Source organism: Marinobacter sp. E2 (assembly GCF_055755345.1).
This window is the reverse complement of record NZ_CM146911.1, coordinates 2,064,978-2,082,383: the sequence shown is the minus strand read 5'-3', so window position 1 is coordinate 2,082,383 and position 17,406 is coordinate 2,064,978. Positions and strand designations below refer to the sequence as shown.

The following is a 17,406-nucleotide window of genomic DNA, read 5'->3' as shown; positions in this document are numbered from 1 at the left end:
GTTAAGCCTTGCGTCTGCGGGCCACACCCAAGCCGACCAGGCCAAGTCCCAGGAGGGCAAGGGTGCCTGGTTCAGGCACTGACGCGCGGCTCACCCGAATAACCATGTCATCATGGTTATCGTCGTTGTTGTTTCCGTCATCGTCAAACGCCAGGAACAAATCCCCACTGAAGTTAGGGCTGCTGGTGGCAACGAAGTAGTTCACCAGACTGGTTGGTGCGGGGTTGCTGCCGTTAACCGCTGACCCGTTTGGGCTCATGAACGCAAAGTCGAAGTAACCTCCCCAGAACGTGGTGGTATAGGTGCTTCCGACGGAAGACGAGCCATAATTACTGAATACCTTTGTGCCTTTAACATAGAACTCGTTGTTAAAGCCGGCCTCAAAGCCCAGGAACTCGAACGTTACGGTGATCGGTCCAACAGACGATAAGTTTGCGCCAAAACCTGCCGGTGCTGCTTCAGTCACGCTGCCCAACACATCGTTAACAACACCTACTTGCGGGATGGAGCCACCGCTACCATCGCTTACGATGATAGAGGCGTTAGCCGAATAAGCTAAGCTGGCACCAAGGGCAAGTGCAGAGACGGTTCTAGTAAATTTCATTGTGTTACTCCTGTAATCGCGCTGAGGGTACTGCTCCTATTCTGAAAAAAAGCACATGTTGTGCCAGCACTAAAGTTTCTATTGAATTCAATAAGATGGGATCTGTACTGGTTGGGTGGGAAGTGCTTTGTGTAAAGAGAGCTGACGTTCGGAGCGGTGTGGAGCTTTCTGTTTTGTTTCTTTGTGGAGATGAGCGCTTGTAGGTCCATCATTTTGACCGACTTCGCGCTCGCTCACGGTTCAGGCGCCGACCATCTGTGTTAGAAGAATTAGCTGTAAGACGATCCCAACTCACGAGGTCAAAGAGGGTATCAGCTAAGGGCACTCACTTTTCCAGACTCTCAAGAATACGTTTAGCGTCTTGATTCATTCCCGAGGCTCTATAGGATTCAGCAAGATGCATCGCAATCTCCTGCGAATCAGGCTGCAGTTGATAGGCCTTCTCCAGAATTGGCAGGCTCTCCTTGGTCTTACCAGCTTTGAACAGAATCCAACCGTAGGTATCGGCCACAGCTGCGTTGTTGCTGCTTAGCCCGTAAGCTTTTCGAGCGAGCTCGAGGGCTTGCGGGTCGTTCTGTTGATGGTAAATCCACGCGAGATTGTTCAGGGCAATCACATTGTCTGGAGCGATTTCGACCAGCTTCGCGTAAGTTTGTGCTGCGGCTTCCGTGCTTCCTTTTTGTTGCTGAAGGATGGCCAGATTGGTCAGTAGTGTTTCTGATCCCGGGAAACGGTCTTTTGCTGCCTCCAAGCTTTTCAGTGCTTCAGTTTCTTGCCCGCTGTTGGCCAAGGCCTTAGCGTAGGCCACTTCGAGCTCCGGTGTACGTTCTTTATCCAAGGCCAACTGGTAGAGGTCTGCGGCTTGTTTGTACTTTTCTTGCTCCAGCAGGTACTGCGCTTCCACCACAAGGGGGCCTGCTGATTCGGGATGGCTCTGTTTGACGTCGCTGAGTATCTCACGGGCGCTCTTGGTGTCGTCCGTGGCGAAGGCGACGGTGGCAGCCTGGAGGCCAATCTGCTCATTTTCCGGGAAGAGCACGCGGCCGCGATTCAGGATCTTCATCGCCTGTTCCAGTTCGTCACGCTGAGCGAATTGCGAGGCTATCCCGTGATAAACGGTCGCAACCAGGTTGGATGCAGGGGCGGGCTCATTCGCGTCTTTCCGCTCTAGTAATAGGGCGGTGAGTTCGTCGGCTTTGCTCTGGTTGCCATTGATCAGGGCAGACTCCAGCAATATCAGTCGGGGGCCGATGGCTTCTGGCTGTTTTTGAAGGATACCTTCCATCAGGGTTGTAATTTGACTGCGGTCCATAACAGATGTCAGACCGCGAAGTGCTTGTTGGTTATCCGGTTGGAGTTTGACGGCCTGAATGAAAAAGTTCTCTGCTTGTTTCGGCTTGTTCTGCGACAGCGCCAGAGTGCCCAGCGACACCAATGGAGCGGCGCTCTCCGGCTGGGCTTTGGCAGCTTGTTTGAAGTACGTTTCAGCTTTGGCCGACTCGCCAGAACGGGCGGCAACGTTACCCAGCGCGATCAGGGCATTGAGGTTGTCAGGCTGCTGCTCAAGCCATGTTTCTGCGGCCTTGCGTGCGGCTGTGAGGTTATTTGCAGAGGCGTGTGCCTGAATCAGAAGCAGGCGGGCCTGATCAAGCTTCGGGTCGTTCTCGATGACAGTCTGGATCTGACTAATCGCTTCGGAGGTCTGCCCTTGCTGTGTCAGGTAGATCGCGTAACGAAGCCGGAGACTATTGTTGGTTGGGGCTAATTCCAGAGAGCGTTCGATCATCGTTTCGCCGCCTTCTTTGTCGCCACTTGCCAACGAGGCGATACCAACCAGCGCCATAGTCGCTGGGTCGGAGTTTTGATCTTTGAGGCCGGCTAAGACTTCTTTGGCGCCATCTACGTTGCGCAACTGCAGTCGAGTAGCGGCAAGCAATTTCTGAGCGCGTTCTGAGTCTTCCAGAGCGGCGAGCGGCTCTAACAGTGCTTCTGCCTCCTCTGGCCGGCCCTGGCGGTAGCGGATAAGTCCCAGCATAATTGCGGCTTGCTCATGGTTCGGAGCCTGATTCAAGATAACGGGCCGCCGTAGTCAGTTCGCCCTTATTGGCGGCTTCTTGCGCGGCAATTAAGTTGCTGCGAATGGTGCCGGGAGCGGATTTGGAAAGGATTTCCTCGTAAACGAAGGCCTCAGACGCCTTGCCCTGTTCTCGAAGAACATCAATCAAGGCTGACATTGTCTCGAATTTCCGGTAGGTCATAACATCGTACTGACCAATGGATTCTAACGCTTTGATGTACGCCTGTTCTGCTTTTTCCCACTTGCCCTCTCGATGGGCTAGCTGGGCAATCCATAGAGACAGCTCCGCACTCTGCGGGTCAATTTTCTGAGCCTCCTGAACCAGGTCTTGAGCTTTTTCAGGTTCATCCTCAAGAATTGCCGCTTTCGACAAGCCAACCAGAGGTTCAGCTGAGGTCGGCGCCAGTGCCCTGGCAGTCTCATAGGATTCTCGGGCAGCTTGGACGTTCCCTGAAGCCAGCTCAATCTGCCCCTTCAGCAAAGCCGCTTTCTGTTGTTGTGCGCGGTCCGCGCCCTGAATAGCATCAAGAGCTGTGAGCGCATTCTTTAGGTCGCCCTGCCTGAGATTGGATTCGGAACGCACCAGCGCGGCTTCATTAAGAGTAGATTGGCTGATACTTGAGGGATCAATTTCTTCCATCAGTTGATTGAGCTGTCGCTCGGAATTCAGGGCATCCCCAGCGATCAGAAGATTGTTGATGATGATTAAATAAGGTTCGGCACTATTGGGCTGCAGATCAATTGCACTACGAGCTTCTATGGTGCTTGCCTTCAGCTCTCCCTGGCGCTGGAAAAAACGAGCCTGATCGATATGGCTAAGGTACTGGATTTCTTCCTGACTCATTTCCTCGCTGTTACCACCGCATCCCCCCAAAAGCACTGAGAGAAGCACGATCGGGATAATCGACTGCAGGCTGATCGCTTTATTCATGATCCTGATTCCTTTTCTTTTGATCCTTTGGATTCCCTGGGCGCCTCAAGCGTTTGATGGTTCTTGCGAGGTTTCGATCTTGTACTTGTCAGTCAGGTTGTAGAGAGTTGGGCGGGTAATGCCAAGCAGTCGCGATGCTTTTGCCATGTTATAGCTGCAGGACTGAAGCGCTTGAAGAATGGCCGCACGCTCCGCGTGTTCACGAACCTGGCGAAGGTTCAGGTGATTCTGAGGGGATCCTTCATTATTCGTTATTAACTCCAGGTCATCCGCGGTAACCCGTTTACCTTCGGCCATTATGGTTGCGCGCTTTACCTTGTTGATCATTTCTCGCACGTTTCCGGGCCAGGAATATTGATTGATGGCGGCAATGGCATCCTCGCTAAAGCAAAGGTTCGCCCGATCCATTTGCTTGCCAAGGGTGTTGAGTAGAGAGCGTGCGATTACCAGGGCATCACCATCCCTATCTCTAACGGACGGTACATCCAGAGTAATTTCACTGATTCGGTAATACAGGTCCTCACGAAACTGTCCGGAATCGATCAGTCTCTGCAAATCACGATGGGTAGCGCAGACCACCCGAACGTCAACCGGTACAGGATTAACCGAGCCGACACGATCAACAACTCGTTCCTGGAGGAATCTCAGAAGCTTGGCTTGAAGCGCCATGGGCATGTCGCCAATTTCGTCCAGAAATAACGTGCCGCCATTGGCGCTTTCAATTTTTCCTTTTTTGGATTGAGTTGCCCCAGTGAAGGAACCTTTCTCAAACCCGAAAAGTTCGCTTTCAAGAAGGTTTTCAGGAATTGCCGCACAGTTAATTGCCGCGAAAGGTTTGGCTGCCCGTTGACTTAGATCGTGCAGTGCGCGGGCCAACAGTTCCTTGCCGGTGCCGGTTTCGCCGGTGATTAGAGTAGTGACGTCAGTAGGAGCTACTTTTTCCAACGTGCGGCAGATGGCTAACATCTGCGGGCTGGAAGCGACAATACCCTTTATGTTTGCGCCATTGCCACGGGCAGCAAGTTCACGGTTTTCTCTCTCGAGCTCTGCCAGGCGGAACGCCCGGTTGACAACAAAAGTGAGGATGTCCGCGTCTAACGGTTTTTGATAAAAATCGGCGGCGCCCATTCCGACGGCCTTGACGGCATTTTCTTTATCTTCACGACCGGTAACCACAATGATCTTGGTCATGGGTGCAAGCTGGAGAATGTCCTCAAGCAGCCGGAAGCCTTCGCTGGCTCCTCCGGGGTCGGGCGGCAGGCCGAGATCCAGAGTGACAACTTCGGGCTCTTCCCGCCGCAGGCAGGTCAGGGCCGAGTCCCTGTCGGAGGCTACAGATACCTGCAGATCCTCACTGAAACACCAACGCATCTGGCTCTGAAGGCCGGGATCATCTTCTACTATCAAGAGTCGTCTGGTCACAACAGCAACAAGTCCTTTGTTTTTTTATTTCCACAGCCTAGATTCTCAACCGAACATTGACACTTTGCAATGCTGGTTTAATCCTCCGTTAAGAAACGACAATTAATTGGCGTTTTGTCTGGCCTCTTCTGTTACGGAATCCGGTCGCACCTCTGGCAGTTCGGTCACTTTCGGTTGCTCACTGGCAAGCGGAATGCGGACTGAAAAGCACGAACCCACCCCGGGCTCGCTGGTCACATCGATGTCGCCACCGATTCGCCGAATGTATTCCCTGGCCTGGTAGGCACCAATGCCCATGCCCGTGAGCCCTTTGGTGCTTTCGAACGGTTTGAACAACTGGCTGGAGATGAACTCTCTGGTCATTCCTGTGCCGGTGTCCTGGATGAACAACACCACTTTGCCCTTGGCAAGTTTCAGCGCGATCGAGATGTCACCGGTTGGAGGCGTGGCGTCCTGGGCATTCTGAATAAGATGCCCCAGCACGCTGCGGAGCTGCTCTTCGTCCGCTTTTATCAGCGCGGTTGGTGTGTCGCCGTCGATTCGTGGTGCGGGCGCCTGCCGCTGGTGATGCTCAACCAGCTTGCGGGTGAGGTCTCCCAGGTTCAGCAATTTGAGCTGGGAATCGTCGTCATCGCCGGGTCGGCGAATGTGGTCGACCAGGCCGGACATCTTGCGAACGGCGTGGTCGGTGGTGTTGATCATGTCGTCGATGAATGCCGGGTTGTTCCGGTGTTTCGGGGCGTTTTTTACCAGCAGGGAGAGCTGGGCAATGACGGTTTTCAGGTCGTGCACCATAAATGCTGAGGCTTTGCTCACCGCCTCAAACTGCATGGCCCGCGACAGGCGGTTCTGGGCATCGGCCTGCGCGAGAAGGTTACAGGTTTGTCGGGCCACCACCTTGATCAGATCAAAATTTTCCCAGTTCAGCTCAACCCGCGCATAAGGGTTGCCGACCAGGGCCATTCCGTAGAGATCGTTTCCAAGATACAGCGGTATCACCAGCCAGCCGTCGGCGGTTTTGGCGATGGCGTCCGGAATTTCCAAGAGGTTATAGCTGACGGGGTCGGACTTGTATTCGTGCAGGTCAACGATCCATTCCCGGTCTGTGAAAAAGCGGACCAGCTCGGCGTCGTCGTCGATCATGGTGTGCTTGGGCGTGGTAAGGTTCACGGCGGCCTTCAATACGTAGGCATCACGCTCTCCTTTGAGCCAGATCGCGCCGCTGTTGCTTTCCACAAGGCCCGCGAGAATCCGGATCACCCGTTCCGGCAGCGGGGGATCGTTACTGAGGTCGGCCAATTCGCGGGTCATTCTCAGCCATTCCTCCCGGTAGTCGTACTTGTAGTCAAAGAAATTCTGGCTGATCAGGACCATGAGCCGGGCGCGGATACGGCGCGAGAGGAGCAGTGTGGCAAGAAAAACCAGGGAAATGGTGAGGAACAACACCTGGAGCGCCTCGCCCCAGTTACCCCCCAGAACGCGAACGTAGTAGCCGCCCATGGCAAGGAACAGCAGATAACCACCGGCGAACACCAGCGTGCTGGCATGGAACACCGCGGTTCTTGAGAGCTGGAAGTCAATGGGCTGCTTGCGAGTGTTGATTACGTTTACCGCAAACAGGGGCACCATGGCGGCGTTGATGAACCCCCGGGCGTTCCAGAAAGAGTCGGAGATCTGGCCAAAAAGCAGGGCGTCGGTGTACATGAAGAAATCGAAGGCAAAAATGGTAATGATGCCGATGCACAGGTACTTCATGCTGGTTCGCCCGAGGCCGCTGGAATTGCGCCAGATCTGCTCAAGTACAGTCAGGCCGAGCAGCGAGAGGCCAATCTGTCCGAGGACCTTGGCTTTACCTCCGATTGATTCCCACTCAAACAGATATTCGGCAATAGCCAGTATCATCAGGCCGGCAACCAGAATGCCGCCCGTGGCGACCATGAGGGTTCGGGCGCGTACACTGATGCCTGAAGACTTGAAGGAGTCCTTCAGAATGGCAAAGAGCAGAAGTAGCCAGGTAGCGTCGCGAAGAAGTTCAAGGAGGTAGCGAATCAGGAAGTCCGGCTGGCCGAACAGGCTCTGGGTAACGAGAGAGACAGCCCAGAGACAGGACACGAGGGCAGCAAGAAATAGGGCCCGATCTACGTTCCTTCGAAGGTAACGAGTGCCGACCACCAATGCGAGAAGCAGAAAGCAAGTGGCTGCCGCACCATGACTTAAGACGCCCAAATCCCTGAACATCACCTGAATCCTGAATATCCGTCCCAGCCTAGTTTGGGAGGATTGTTAAAATCGATCAAGTCTCCTGACTGTATCGAAAACTTAACACTTTTGGCCAGGCATGTCGGTATGTTTTACACATTTATTGAATCTATTCAGCTGCAGGTCGGTCGGTAATATTTAAGTGTCTAACATGCCGACACTTTTCATGTTCTGGCCCCAACCCTGCTTTTCTGGCCACACGTTGCGAATCTCTGGATTCGTTGTTGTAGGAAGCAGTCAGGGAAGTAGGTGTTATGGATATGAAAAAGGCATGGCGGTCGCTGGGTGCAGGGCTGATGTTAGCGGGGGCGGCCACGTTTGCCCAGGCGGTTCCTCTCACCATGGACCTGGATTATGAAGGGTTCAGCAAGGATTACCAATCTGGAACCATTACTGACGACGGGGCCAGCATGTCCGTCCGGGCCGGCATGTTTCAGTTCGATGTGAGCAATGTCTCCGGCTCCAGTTCGTTTTCGATTAGCTCGAACGATGTGCTTGAAGCCTTTTGCGTTGACATCGACACCTATCTCGATACCCAGAACATTGTTTCCTACACCCTCCTGGGTGCCGGTGATTACTTCGGGGATGCTGGCAAGGTTGATCGCATCAGCAGGCTTTACACCGGATACGAATCAGCAGTAACAGACGCTACATCGTCGGCGGCGTTCCAGCTTGCACTCTGGGAGATCATTAACGAGGATTCGGCTTCCCTGAACCTCTACAACGACGGAACGTTCAGATCTTCCTGGTTTGATTCGGCGCGAGGGCTCGCCAACGGCTGGCTGGGCTCCCTGGACTCCCTCCAGAACGCTTACAGCCTGTATGTCCTCTCATCAGACACTGACGGCCAGCAGAGGAAACTCTCGCAGGACCTTCTGGTGTTTTCGCCAAAGCCGCCGGTACTGGTGCCGGAGCCCGGCACGCTGGCACTGTTGGCCCTCGGTATCGTGGGCCTTATCCTGCGCAAGGCCTCCCGGCGTAGCAGAGACTGAAAGGCGGTTTCCTGTCTATGCAGGATCGCGAGCCCTGAGACGCAAGTCTCGGGGCTCTTTGTAACTGACCTAGACCGGCCGCTTATTCTCCCGATAAAACCGGAAAATCTCTTTCAACGGCCGCTTTGGCTCAAAGCCAAATTCCCGCGCGAACGCCCGCCCGTCGATCACCACCGGGTATTTGAAAAACGCCATCAGGTACGACGGAAAACTTTTCAGTTTCAGCGTGTTCAGGATCAGCTTGGGCACCACCGGCGGAACCGAGAGAATCGGGAAACGTTTACAGCCGCAGAGTTTCAGCGCGTGCTGGTAGGCTACCCAGTCCTGCGGGGCGACGTTGTACACGCCACGTGTCGGTTTTTTATACGCCAGCACAATGGCGTCCGCCATGTCATCAATATGAATGAACTGCATCATCGGAGAGAAGCCGGCCAGTACCGGCGCCCGCTCGCTGCCCAACAGGGTGCTGATGGTGTTACGCACGCCGGGGCCCACGATATTGCAGGGCCGCAGGATGGTGATGTTCAGTTCCGGATAGCGCCACAGGTAGATGTTGGCGAGGTTTTCCAGTTCCACCGAATCAATCAGGTCGGCGCTCAGGCCGGCGCTCTTCAGGGGCGCGGATTCGTCTATGAGCGCAGGATTGTAGGCCACGGCACCGTAGACGTGGAAGGTGGAAAGCACCACTACGCGCTTGATGCCGTACTTGTGGCTCAGGTCCAGGAGCTTCTGGGTGCCCAGCACATTGGCGTTGTAACGGCGCATTCGGGTGAGCTGGCTGGACATGATGCGGCCCAGGTGAATCACGCCGTCGAACTGATAGCGGCGGAACAGGTCCTCGAACACCCGCTTGTTGAAGTCGATGCAGTAGCTGGGAATGTCGTCGCCCAGGTACACCTGTTCGCGGAAGTCCACGGCCACCAGGTCGCAGGTGTCTCGTAACTGCTCGATGACTTGCTGGGCGAGGGCGCCAGCGGCGCCGGTAATCAGGATGCGGGGTCTGCGTTGCTGGGTCATCAGAAAAGCCTTTTCCTCTCGCTCAGTCCTTTGTCGATCAGTCGGCTGATCTCCGATTTTACCTTTTCCACCCGCTCGGTGACTTTCTCTTCCGGTATTTCGAGGTCGTCAAAATACATCGGCTGGCCGAAGTTCAGGTGTACCTTGGCCGGCAGTACTACGGGCAGGGCGACGGGCGCGTAGGGAATGCCCAGCGCCTTGGCCAGTGGCTTGATGTTGGCGATGGCGGGAATGGTCTCCTCGCAGCCAACAACGCCCACCGGAACGATTGGAGCGTTGTATTTCATGGCCAGGTGCATGAAGCCGTTGCCGAAGCGCTTGAGCTTGTAGCGATCCTGGTAGAGCTTGCCGGAGCCACGCACACCCTCGGGGAAGACGATGACCGCTTCATCGTTGGCCAGCATCTTGGCGCAATTTACCGGATCGCCAAGCACCGCGCCCACTTCGTTCAGCAGGTTACCCAGCCAGGGCACGGTCGGGAAAAAGCGTTCAATCATGGCCCTTGGGATCCGGGGATTCTCCTGCCGCGAGGCCAGAGCGTAGCCGATCAGCAGGCCATCAATGGGAAGCTGCCCGCTGTGGTTGGCAATGATCAGTACCGGGCCTTCGGCGGGAATGTTCTCGACGCCGTGGGCCTGTACCCGGAAGTATTTCTCGTAGATCTGTTTGGTGATCGACAGGCCGTACTTGATGGCCTCGTTGTTGTAGCCCCAGGGGTCATAGCCCAGCGTGCCAATGGGCTTGCGGATGCGGTTGACGTGCTCGTCCAGCGCCGCCGGAACCAGACGGGACTTCAGAATCGATACCAGGCTCATGCTTTCCTTCCGATGAACACACCGAGGGTGTGGCTTTGTCCTTTATTGAGCACTCTGTAGTCGCCACCGGCATTGGCGGTTTCGACGCAGAGCATGGTCTTCCAGGCCGAGTCGGGGAAATCGGCAAGCCGCGCGGCCTTTTCCGGCCCCGGATTCCACACCACGGTGGAGTCGCTGCCCACAGGCGAGAGTTTGCGGCTGCCGCGGGGCGTTACCACGTTCAGCGGCTCTCCGCTCTCGTATATGCGGTCGGTTTCGCCGTCAAAGTACACCGGGCCTTCCTGCCGCTTGTACTCCCAATTGTCGAGGGTATCGATGTACTGGCTCTCGCCCAGGCCCGACACCCGGGTGCGGGCAATGTCGCTGGTGGGCAGGTACGTGTGCAATGCCTGGCTGAACGCGAGCGGATCATTGGCCAGGTTGGTGCTGGTCAGCGCCAGCTGGCAGCCACGGATGGAAAAGCTGAACGTTAATAGCGCCAGGGCATGTCCGCTCCAGGCGTCTGCAAAGTCCTCGTTGGCGTCCAGCGAGAGGCTGATTTCCACCTCGTGGGCGCTTTCCCGAACGTCTTCCAGTTTCCACAGCGCGGTACGGGCAAAGCCGTGGGCGCTGTCGGTGTGGATGCGCTTTCGTACCTCCGGGGCATTTCTGGCCGGATCGCCAAACCAGGGCCAGCAGATCGGGATGCCGCCGCGTATGGCCCGGCCAGGCTCGTAACGCGCCGTGGGGCTCATCCAGAGCCAGTCGGCTTCGTCCTGGGGAATGAAGCTCGCCAGATGCGCTCCCTGGAGGAAGAGCGTGGCCTGAAAAAGAGGGTGGTGGACCTCAAGGGCTTCCAGTTGCCCGATGGTTTTCCAGCGCGTGAAAGACCATTGCCCCGGAGACAGTGAAATCGGAGGCCTGTTACTGCTTTCTGACATGGTGAGTTACTGATTGATTAAGTGTATTCGCTTACCTAGAGAGTAAATTAAAACTGCCGCCCCGGCGACATTTGCGCCTAAAATATGGCCAAAATTTAAACGAGGCCCGTCCATGGAAACGTCGGTTGTCACCCCCATTCACGAATCGCTGACCGCGCCGGCCGAAGGGCTCGAGGGGCGTGCGGAGCGCTGGCTTGACGACCTTGCCGAGGGTTTGACCGAATACGGCTGGATGTCGCTGGATGTGCGGGATCTGCTGGGTAGCGACCTGCTGGCGGCCCTCAAACAGGAGGTGCAAATCCTGGATCGAACCGATGCCATGCAGAAAGCGGGCATCGGCCGGGGTAATGACCTGGTGCGGGACCGCTCCGTGCGCCGGGACCGGATTGCCTGGCTGCAGGGCATTACCGCACCCCAGGCTGCCCTGTTCGAGTTCGTTGAGTGCATTCGTGCGGGACTGAACCAGCGCCTGTTTCTGGGGCTGAAGCGATTCGAGACCCACTACGCCACCTACCATCCGGGGGATTTCTACAAGCGTCACCTGGACAGTTTCCAGGGGCGTGCCTCCCGGGTAGTGAGCCTGGTGCTGTACCTGAATGACGGCTGGCAGCCTGAAGACGGCGGTGCTCTTCAGGTGTTCAACCGCGACAGCGAACACGAGGTGTGCGGAACCGTAGTGCCCGAGATGGGCCGCATGGCGGTGTTCATGAGCGAGGAGGTGCCCCACGAGGTGCTGCCCGCCAATCGCACGCGCCACAGCCTGGCCTGCTGGTTCCGCCAGGATGAAGTGCCGCTGCCCCTGTGAAGCCGGCCGATTTCTCATTGTAGTCCGCAAACCCTTTTGCTAATATGCGCGCCGCTTTCGGGGAATTGTCCCGGAACGCCGTTATGGTGGCTCCATTGGTGCCTCCGCAACATGAAACCGTGAACCCGGTCAGGCCCGGAAGGGAGCAGCCGCAGCGGTGGATTTGTGTGCCGGGGTGTCGCTGATGGAGTCACCCCCAGTTTTCTCCCCGTCTTTTCCTAGATCCCTGATTTTTCTCGATACTGACCGTCTGGGCCAACCACGGCGAGCGGTGCGCTTTGCTTCTTATTGGGCACTGGTCCGTGGTAAGGTTAAGGCCATTTTTCAGAGCGGTTGGCGGAACATGAGCTACCAGGTACTTGCCCGTAAATGGCGCCCACGCACGTTTGAAGACATGGTGGGCCAGGAACACGTGCTCCAAGCGTTAATCCACGCCCTGGAAAGCCAGCGTTTGCACCACGCCTATCTGTTTACCGGCACCCGTGGGGTGGGCAAGACCACGATCGGGCGTCTGCTGGCCCGCTGCCTTAACTGCGAAACCGGAGTAACGCCCAACCCGTGCGGTGAATGTTCCAGTTGCCAGGAAATCCAGGAAGGGCGATTTGTTGATCTGATCGAAATCGACGCCGCGTCCCGAACAGGTGTGGACGACATGCGCGAACTCACCGATAACGTGCAGTACGCGCCAACCCGTGGGCGATACAAGGTGTACCTGATCGACGAGGTGCACATGCTCACCAATCAGTCGTTCAACGCCTTCCTGAAGACCCTCGAGGAGCCGCCGGATCACGTCAAGTTCCTGCTGGCCACCACCGACCCCCAGAAACTGCCGGTAACCGTGCTGTCCCGGTGCCTGCAGTTCAACCTCAAGCGGATGACCCCGGAGCACATCGGCGGCCACCTCCGCAATGTGCTGACCGCCGAGAACATTCCCTTTGAAGAGCCCGCCCTGTGGCTGCTTGCCCGCGCCGCCGATGGCAGTATGCGCGATGCCCTGAGTCTCACCGACCAGGCCATTGCCTTTGGCAACCAGAAGCTGGCGGCCAGCGATGTCAGTAATATGCTGGGTACCATTGATCAGCGCGACATCGAGCGCATGGTTGAGGCCCTTGTGGAAGGCGACGGGCCGGCCCTGCTGGCGGAGATCAACCGTATCTCGGATTTTGCCCCGGATTACAGCGTGATCCTGGCGGATCTGCTGTCGCTGTTCCATCGAGTGACCATGGAGCAGGTGGTACCGGGCAGCGCCGATAATGCCCTCGGGGACGCCGAGCAGGTACAGGCCCTGGCCCGGAAACTCAGCGCCGAAGACGCTCAGCTGTTCTACCAGTCCGCGCTGATTGGCCGGAAAGACCTGTCGATTACCCCGGACGCCCGGATGGGCTTTGAAATGACCCTGCTCCGGATGCTGGCATTCCGGCCCGGCGCTGACCGCCGGGAGCCTCCGGCGTTGGGTTCTGGTGACAAGGCAGCGGCGCCAGAACCCAGGGACGAGCCCGACCCGGCGCCAGCGCCACAGCCACAAACCCCGGCCGCGGAGCCGGAAGCGGTGAAACCGGAGGAGCCCAAGCCTGAACCCGAAGTTCCGGAGCCGCAGGCTCAGGTTTCTGCCGAGGATGATGCGTGGCTTGCCAGCCTGGACGCCCAGGCCGAGTCCGCAGCCGATCCCTACGAAGAGGCGTTGACAGGTACGGGTGAAGCGCCCGTTCAGCCGTCAGCACCGGAGCCGGAGTTCGCGCCGGAACCCGAATCGGCTGCGACGCAAGAACCGGTAGCGGAGCAGGAGCCGGTCTCACCGCCCGTGCCGGAACCGGCGCGAGAGGCGGTTCCGCAAGAGGCGCCCGCTTCGGCCGAATCCGGCGAGCCGGACAACGGGGAGTTTGTCTGGCATCGGGATTTCCGCAGTCTCGGTATTGTCGGTATGCCCGGTAATCTGGCGAGTTACAGCGCCATGAGCCGGGAAGGTGAGACCATTGTTCTCACCATAGATGAGGGCCATGCCCGCCTGCTGAACAGTCGCCACGAGGAGAAGATCCTGGCGGCCTTGAGAAACCGCTTCGGCGACTCCATTCAGTTACGGGTAGAGCAGGGCGACCCGGGCCCGGACACGCCCGCCGCCTACGAGGAGCGTCGGCGCCAGGAGCGACAGCAAGCGGCGGAGGCGTCCATTCGACGGGATCCCGTCGTACAGTCTATCGTTGAACGATTCGAGGCGCGGGTAGTCGAAGACAGTATCCGGCCGGCCGACCCTGGCCAGAAGCAAGCAGGAGACAAGGCATGATGAACAATATGGGCGACCTGATGAAAAAAGCCCAGAAGATGCAGGAAGAGATGCAGAAAGCCCAGGAAGAGATCGCCAAGGCCGAGGTAACCGGCGAGGCGGGCGCAGGCCTGGTGAAGGTGACCATGAACGGTCGCCACGATGTCCGCAAGGTGGATATTGATCCGTCCCTGCTGACTGAGGAAAAGGAGATTCTCGAAGACCTGCTGGCTGCCGCCGTGAACGACGCGGTGCGCCGTGTGGAAGAGAACCAGAAGGAAAAGATGTCTGGCATGATGTCCGGGATGGGTATGCCGCCCGGTTTCAAGATGCCGTTCTGAGATTCGTTGCCCGCAGTTTGAGGACATTTCATGGCGTTCAGCCCCCTGGTTGATGAGCTTGTAGATTCCCTTCGTTGCCTTCCTGGCGTTGGGCAGAAAACCGCCCAGCGCATGGCCTTCCACCTGCTTGAACGCGGACGCTCCGGTGGTACACGGCTCTCTGAGGCCCTGAGCCAGGCCATGACCGGCGTTCGCCGCTGTGAGTGTTGCCAGAACTTCTCGGACACAGAACTCTGCGGGATCTGCGAAAACCCCCAGCGCCGCACCGGCACCCTGTGCGTGGTTGAAAGCCCCTCCGATCTCCTCGCCATCGAACAGGCGGGCGATTATCGCGGCGGATATTTCGTGTTGATGGGTCACCTGTCTCCGATTGATGGCGTTGGCCCCGAGCAGATCGGCATTGAGCGCCTGCTCAAGCGGATCCGCGAGGAAGGCGTTACCGAACTGATTCTGGCAACCAATCCCACGGTTGAAGGCGAGGCAACCGCCCACTACATTGCCGACCGACTCGACGGCCAGGGCATCCTCATAACCCGGCTTGCCCATGGCATTCCCGTGGGAGGCGAGCTGGGCTACGTTGACGGCTTTACGCTCACGCACGCCTTCCGGGGCCGCAAACCACTCTCTGACTGATTCAGTCCAGGCACCTTTATGACCGCTGTTATGGAAGGCTTTGATGGATAGCTCTAATGGATAGCTTTAATGAATAGCCCGGTTCAGGCCGCCTTGGCGGCCAGCGTTCCACCGGCACCCGCCGAGATTCCCTGGATACACGAGCCGCAAGAGCTTGATCGTTGGCTGGAGCCCGCGCAGGGCAGGCTGCTTGCCCTCGACACCGAATTCGAGCGGGTGAACACCTTCTATCCCATACCCGGACTGGTCCAGTTGGGGATCGGTGAAGAGTTCTGTCTCGTGGATCCGTCGGTTGCGGAGCAATCGCCACGTTTTCGTGAACTGCTCGCCGATCCTGCCACTCCGAAACTGCTCTACGCCATGAGTGAAGACCTGGAGCTGTTCCGGCAATGGCTCAAGCTGGAACCGGCAGGGGTGATTGATCTTCAGATCGGGGCCGCCATGGCGGGCGCCGGCTTCTCCCTGGGCTACGCCAAATTGGTGGCAACCCTGTTCGGGGAAACACTCGACAAATCGGCAACCCGTTCAGACTGGCTGGCGCGCCCCCTGAGTGAGGCCCAGCAACGCTACGCCATCGATGACATCCGTTTTCTGGAACCCATGTATCACTGGGTCATGGGCCATCTGGAAAAGCGCGGTCTGGAGGAGGCATTGCCGGAGGAATCCATGCGCTTCGCCAATGAGCTGGCCAGCCAGGAAGACCCCGACAATCACTACCTCAAGCTGCGGGGCGGCTGGACCCTGTCGCCCCAACAGCAAGGTGTGCTGAAAGAACTGGTGAAATGGCGCGAGCTGGAATGCCAGAAACGGGACCGGCCGCGGAATCGCGTGCTGGCGGATGCCCTTCTGATTGCGATTGCCGAAAGGCTGCCCCGGTCGGTTAGGGAGCTTTCCAGCATCCAGGGTGTGCCGGGGGGCGCCGTGCGCCGTTATGGTGAGACCCTGGTGGAACTTGTGAGTCGGGGTTCTACTGCGGATAATTCGGGCCTTGAGCGCATCGCGCCGCCGCTCTCGAGGGATCAGCAGGGCTTCTACAAACAGTTGAAGCGCCTTTTCAAGAAAGCGTCAGAAGATGCTGATATTCCAATGGAATTGTTGGCTCCGCGCAAGCGCCTCGAGAAAGTGGTCCAGGATCCGGACCTGGCCCGACACGATTTTTTCCAGGGCTGGCGGGCCCGTATCCTGGCGCCCGTGCGCACCGAGATCGAGGAATTACTGACATCATGAAAGACCGGGCGTTTGTCTCCGTATTCCGCAGCAGCAAGAAGAACGATACCTTTGTGTTCGTTCGACGCGACCAGAAGTGGGAAGACCTGCCCGAAGGGCTGCGGACCATTTTCGGCCAACCGGTTCATTCCATGGACCTGTTGCTGACACCCGACAAAAAGCTGGCCAGGACCACCGGCAAGCAGGTGCTTGAGGCGATTGCCGAGAAGGACTTTTACCTGCAGATGCCGGAAGAGCAGGAAAGCTACGTGGTGGACTTCAAGCGCAAGCTGGAGCGGCACAGCCCGTGATAGCCCAGGTTCCGTTCTGGCAGCGCAAGCGTCTGCACGAGATGACCCCACGGGAGTGGGAATCGCTCTGTGACGGTTGCGGCAAATGCTGCCTGAACAAGCTCGAGGATGAGGACACCGGCGAGGTGTACCACACCGATCTGGTGTGCCGGTACATGGACGACGAAACCTGCCAATGCACGGTTTACGAACAGCGCCTCGAGAAAGTGCCCGGTTGTACGGTGCTGACACCGGAGACCGTCAACGACTACCATTGGCTACCGTACACCTGTGCCTATCGCACGCTGGCCGAGAACCGGCCACTGGCGGACTGGCACCCGCTGCGCAGCGGCGATCCGGAATCGGTGCACGAGGCGGGCGTGTCTGTTCGCCACAGGGTTCTGTCTGAGGACCGTGTGCCGGAACAAGACTGGGAAGAACACATCATTCACTGGATTCTGTAATGATCGATACCGATGCACAACTGGCCTATGGCATTTTCTGGGCCGCCTACGCCCTCGCGTTCGTGGTGTTTTTTTACATGGTCAAGCGCTTTGTGCGCTTCCTCCCACTCTACGGCCTGCGGACCCTGTTTCTCGCCGCGCTGGTGGCCCTGCTGCTGACGCCGGTTGAATCACCGGAGGTGGCGGGCTGGTGGATTCCTGCCTGGCTGTTTGGCGGTTACGAGATGATTCTTGGCAACGTTGATGCGGCCGGACGGGCGGCGTTCAACCTCGGGCTTGCCGGTCTGGTAATGTTGCTGGTGTGGTTGCTCGACCTGGTGCGCTATCGCCTGGTTCGACGGTAAACCCGATAAGAAAAAGAACGCAACCG

Annotated in this window: 16 protein-coding genes, 1 other RNA gene and 1 pseudogene; 10 read left to right on the top strand and 8 right to left on the bottom strand. The window is 57.6% G+C overall.

Going from position 1 to position 17,406, the window contains the following annotated elements; all coding sequences use genetic code 11:
- Position 1 precedes the first annotated feature (1 nt).
- The 5 genes and pseudogenes from AC0J1C_RS09505 to prsK all read right to left on the bottom strand — a co-directional run.
- Positions 2 to 85 (bottom strand): annotated as a pseudogene (locus tag AC0J1C_RS09505) (PEP-CTERM sorting domain-containing protein); the annotation flags it as partial.
- Positions 86 to 929: 844 nt separating this feature from the next.
- A complete protein-coding gene (locus AC0J1C_RS09500; protein WP_473043624.1) occupies positions 930 to 2,675 on the bottom strand; it encodes a tetratricopeptide repeat protein in 1,746 nt (581 codons plus the stop codon).
- The gene (locus AC0J1C_RS09495; protein ID WP_473043622.1) at positions 2,653 to 3,612 is read right to left on the bottom strand and encodes a tetratricopeptide repeat protein; all 960 of its coding nucleotides are present in this window, start codon (positions 3,610 to 3,612) and stop codon (positions 2,653 to 2,655) included. The genes AC0J1C_RS09500 and AC0J1C_RS09495 overlap by 23 nt, the downstream gene beginning before the upstream one ends.
- A 45-nt stretch (positions 3,613 to 3,657) precedes the next feature.
- Positions 3,658 to 4,983 carry a PEP-CTERM-box response regulator transcription factor gene (gene prsR, locus AC0J1C_RS09490; protein WP_473046524.1) on the bottom strand — a complete coding sequence of 442 codons (1,326 nt, stop codon included), beginning with the start codon at positions 4,981 to 4,983 and terminating at the stop codon, positions 3,658 to 3,660.
- A 153-nt stretch (positions 4,984 to 5,136) separates the two neighbouring features.
- Positions 5,137 to 7,272, bottom strand: coding sequence for an XrtA/PEP-CTERM system histidine kinase PrsK (gene prsK / locus AC0J1C_RS09485; RefSeq protein WP_473043620.1), 2,136 nt, complete (start codon positions 7,270 to 7,272; stop codon positions 5,137 to 5,139).
- Between the two features lie 281 nt (positions 7,273 to 7,553).
- On the opposite strand from prsK, the gene AC0J1C_RS09480 reads away from it, so the two are divergent.
- A complete protein-coding gene (locus tag AC0J1C_RS09480; protein ID WP_473043618.1) occupies positions 7,554 to 8,285 on the top strand; it encodes a PEP-CTERM sorting domain-containing protein in 732 nt (243 codons plus the stop codon).
- A 69-nt stretch (positions 8,286 to 8,354) separates the two neighbouring features.
- Here AC0J1C_RS09480 and AC0J1C_RS09475 read toward each other — a convergent pair whose 3' ends face one another.
- From AC0J1C_RS09475 to AC0J1C_RS09465, 3 genes are read right to left on the bottom strand one after another with little or no spacing between them, the layout of a single operon-like run.
- Positions 8,355 to 9,302: an SDR family oxidoreductase gene (locus AC0J1C_RS09475; protein ID WP_473043616.1), complete on the bottom strand. Its 948-nt coding sequence runs from the start codon at positions 9,300 to 9,302 to the stop codon at positions 8,355 to 8,357.
- On the bottom strand, positions 9,302 to 10,117 hold the full coding sequence (locus tag AC0J1C_RS09470) for a lysophospholipid acyltransferase family protein (RefSeq protein WP_473043614.1): 816 nt from the start codon (positions 10,115 to 10,117) through the stop codon (positions 9,302 to 9,304). The genes AC0J1C_RS09475 and AC0J1C_RS09470 overlap by 1 nt, the downstream gene beginning before the upstream one ends.
- Complete coding sequence (locus AC0J1C_RS09465) at positions 10,114 to 11,037, bottom strand: D-hexose-6-phosphate mutarotase (protein ID WP_473043613.1); 924 nt, start codon at positions 11,035 to 11,037, stop codon at positions 10,114 to 10,116. Before AC0J1C_RS09465 ends, AC0J1C_RS09470 begins: the two co-directional genes overlap by 4 nt.
- Before the next feature lie 112 nt (positions 11,038 to 11,149).
- On the opposite strand from AC0J1C_RS09465, the gene AC0J1C_RS09460 reads away from it, so the two are divergent.
- The 9 genes from AC0J1C_RS09460 (at position 11,150) to AC0J1C_RS09420 (ending at position 17,380) form a co-directional block, all read left to right on the top strand.
- Positions 11,150 to 11,842, top strand: coding sequence for a 2OG-Fe(II) oxygenase (locus AC0J1C_RS09460; RefSeq protein ID WP_473043612.1), 693 nt, complete (start codon positions 11,150 to 11,152; stop codon positions 11,840 to 11,842).
- A 93-nt stretch (positions 11,843 to 11,935) separates the two neighbouring features.
- An RNA gene (gene ffs, locus AC0J1C_RS09455) (signal recognition particle sRNA small type) lies at positions 11,936 to 12,032 on the top strand.
- Between the two features lie 153 nt (positions 12,033 to 12,185).
- Positions 12,186 to 14,123, top strand: a complete 1,938-nt coding sequence (gene dnaX / locus AC0J1C_RS09450; RefSeq protein WP_473043611.1) for a DNA polymerase III subunit gamma/tau — start codon at positions 12,186 to 12,188, stop codon at positions 14,121 to 14,123.
- Positions 14,120 to 14,443, top strand: a complete 324-nt coding sequence (locus AC0J1C_RS09445; protein ID WP_091985637.1) for a YbaB/EbfC family nucleoid-associated protein — start codon at positions 14,120 to 14,122, stop codon at positions 14,441 to 14,443. Before dnaX ends, AC0J1C_RS09445 begins: the two co-directional genes overlap by 4 nt.
- Positions 14,444 to 14,473: 30 nt before the next feature.
- Positions 14,474 to 15,076 carry a recombination mediator RecR gene (gene recR / locus AC0J1C_RS09440; protein WP_091985634.1) on the top strand — a complete coding sequence of 201 codons (603 nt, stop codon included), beginning with the start codon at positions 14,474 to 14,476 and terminating at the stop codon, positions 15,074 to 15,076.
- A 69-nt stretch (positions 15,077 to 15,145) separates the two neighbouring features.
- Complete coding sequence (locus AC0J1C_RS09435) at positions 15,146 to 16,303, top strand: ribonuclease D (RefSeq protein ID WP_473043610.1); 1,158 nt, start codon at positions 15,146 to 15,148, stop codon at positions 16,301 to 16,303.
- On the top strand, positions 16,300 to 16,593 hold the full coding sequence (locus AC0J1C_RS09430; protein WP_473043609.1) for a YcgL domain-containing protein: 294 nt from the start codon (positions 16,300 to 16,302) through the stop codon (positions 16,591 to 16,593). Before AC0J1C_RS09435 ends, AC0J1C_RS09430 begins: the two co-directional genes overlap by 4 nt.
- Entirely contained in the window at positions 16,590 to 17,036 is a 447-nt protein-coding gene (locus AC0J1C_RS09425; protein ID WP_473043608.1) for a YcgN family cysteine cluster protein, read from the top strand. The genes AC0J1C_RS09430 and AC0J1C_RS09425 overlap by 4 nt, the downstream gene beginning before the upstream one ends.
- Entirely contained in the window at positions 17,036 to 17,380 is a 345-nt protein-coding gene (locus AC0J1C_RS09420; protein ID WP_473043607.1) for a hypothetical protein, read from the top strand. Before AC0J1C_RS09425 ends, AC0J1C_RS09420 begins: the two co-directional genes overlap by 1 nt.
- Positions 17,381 to 17,406 lie beyond the last annotated feature (26 nt).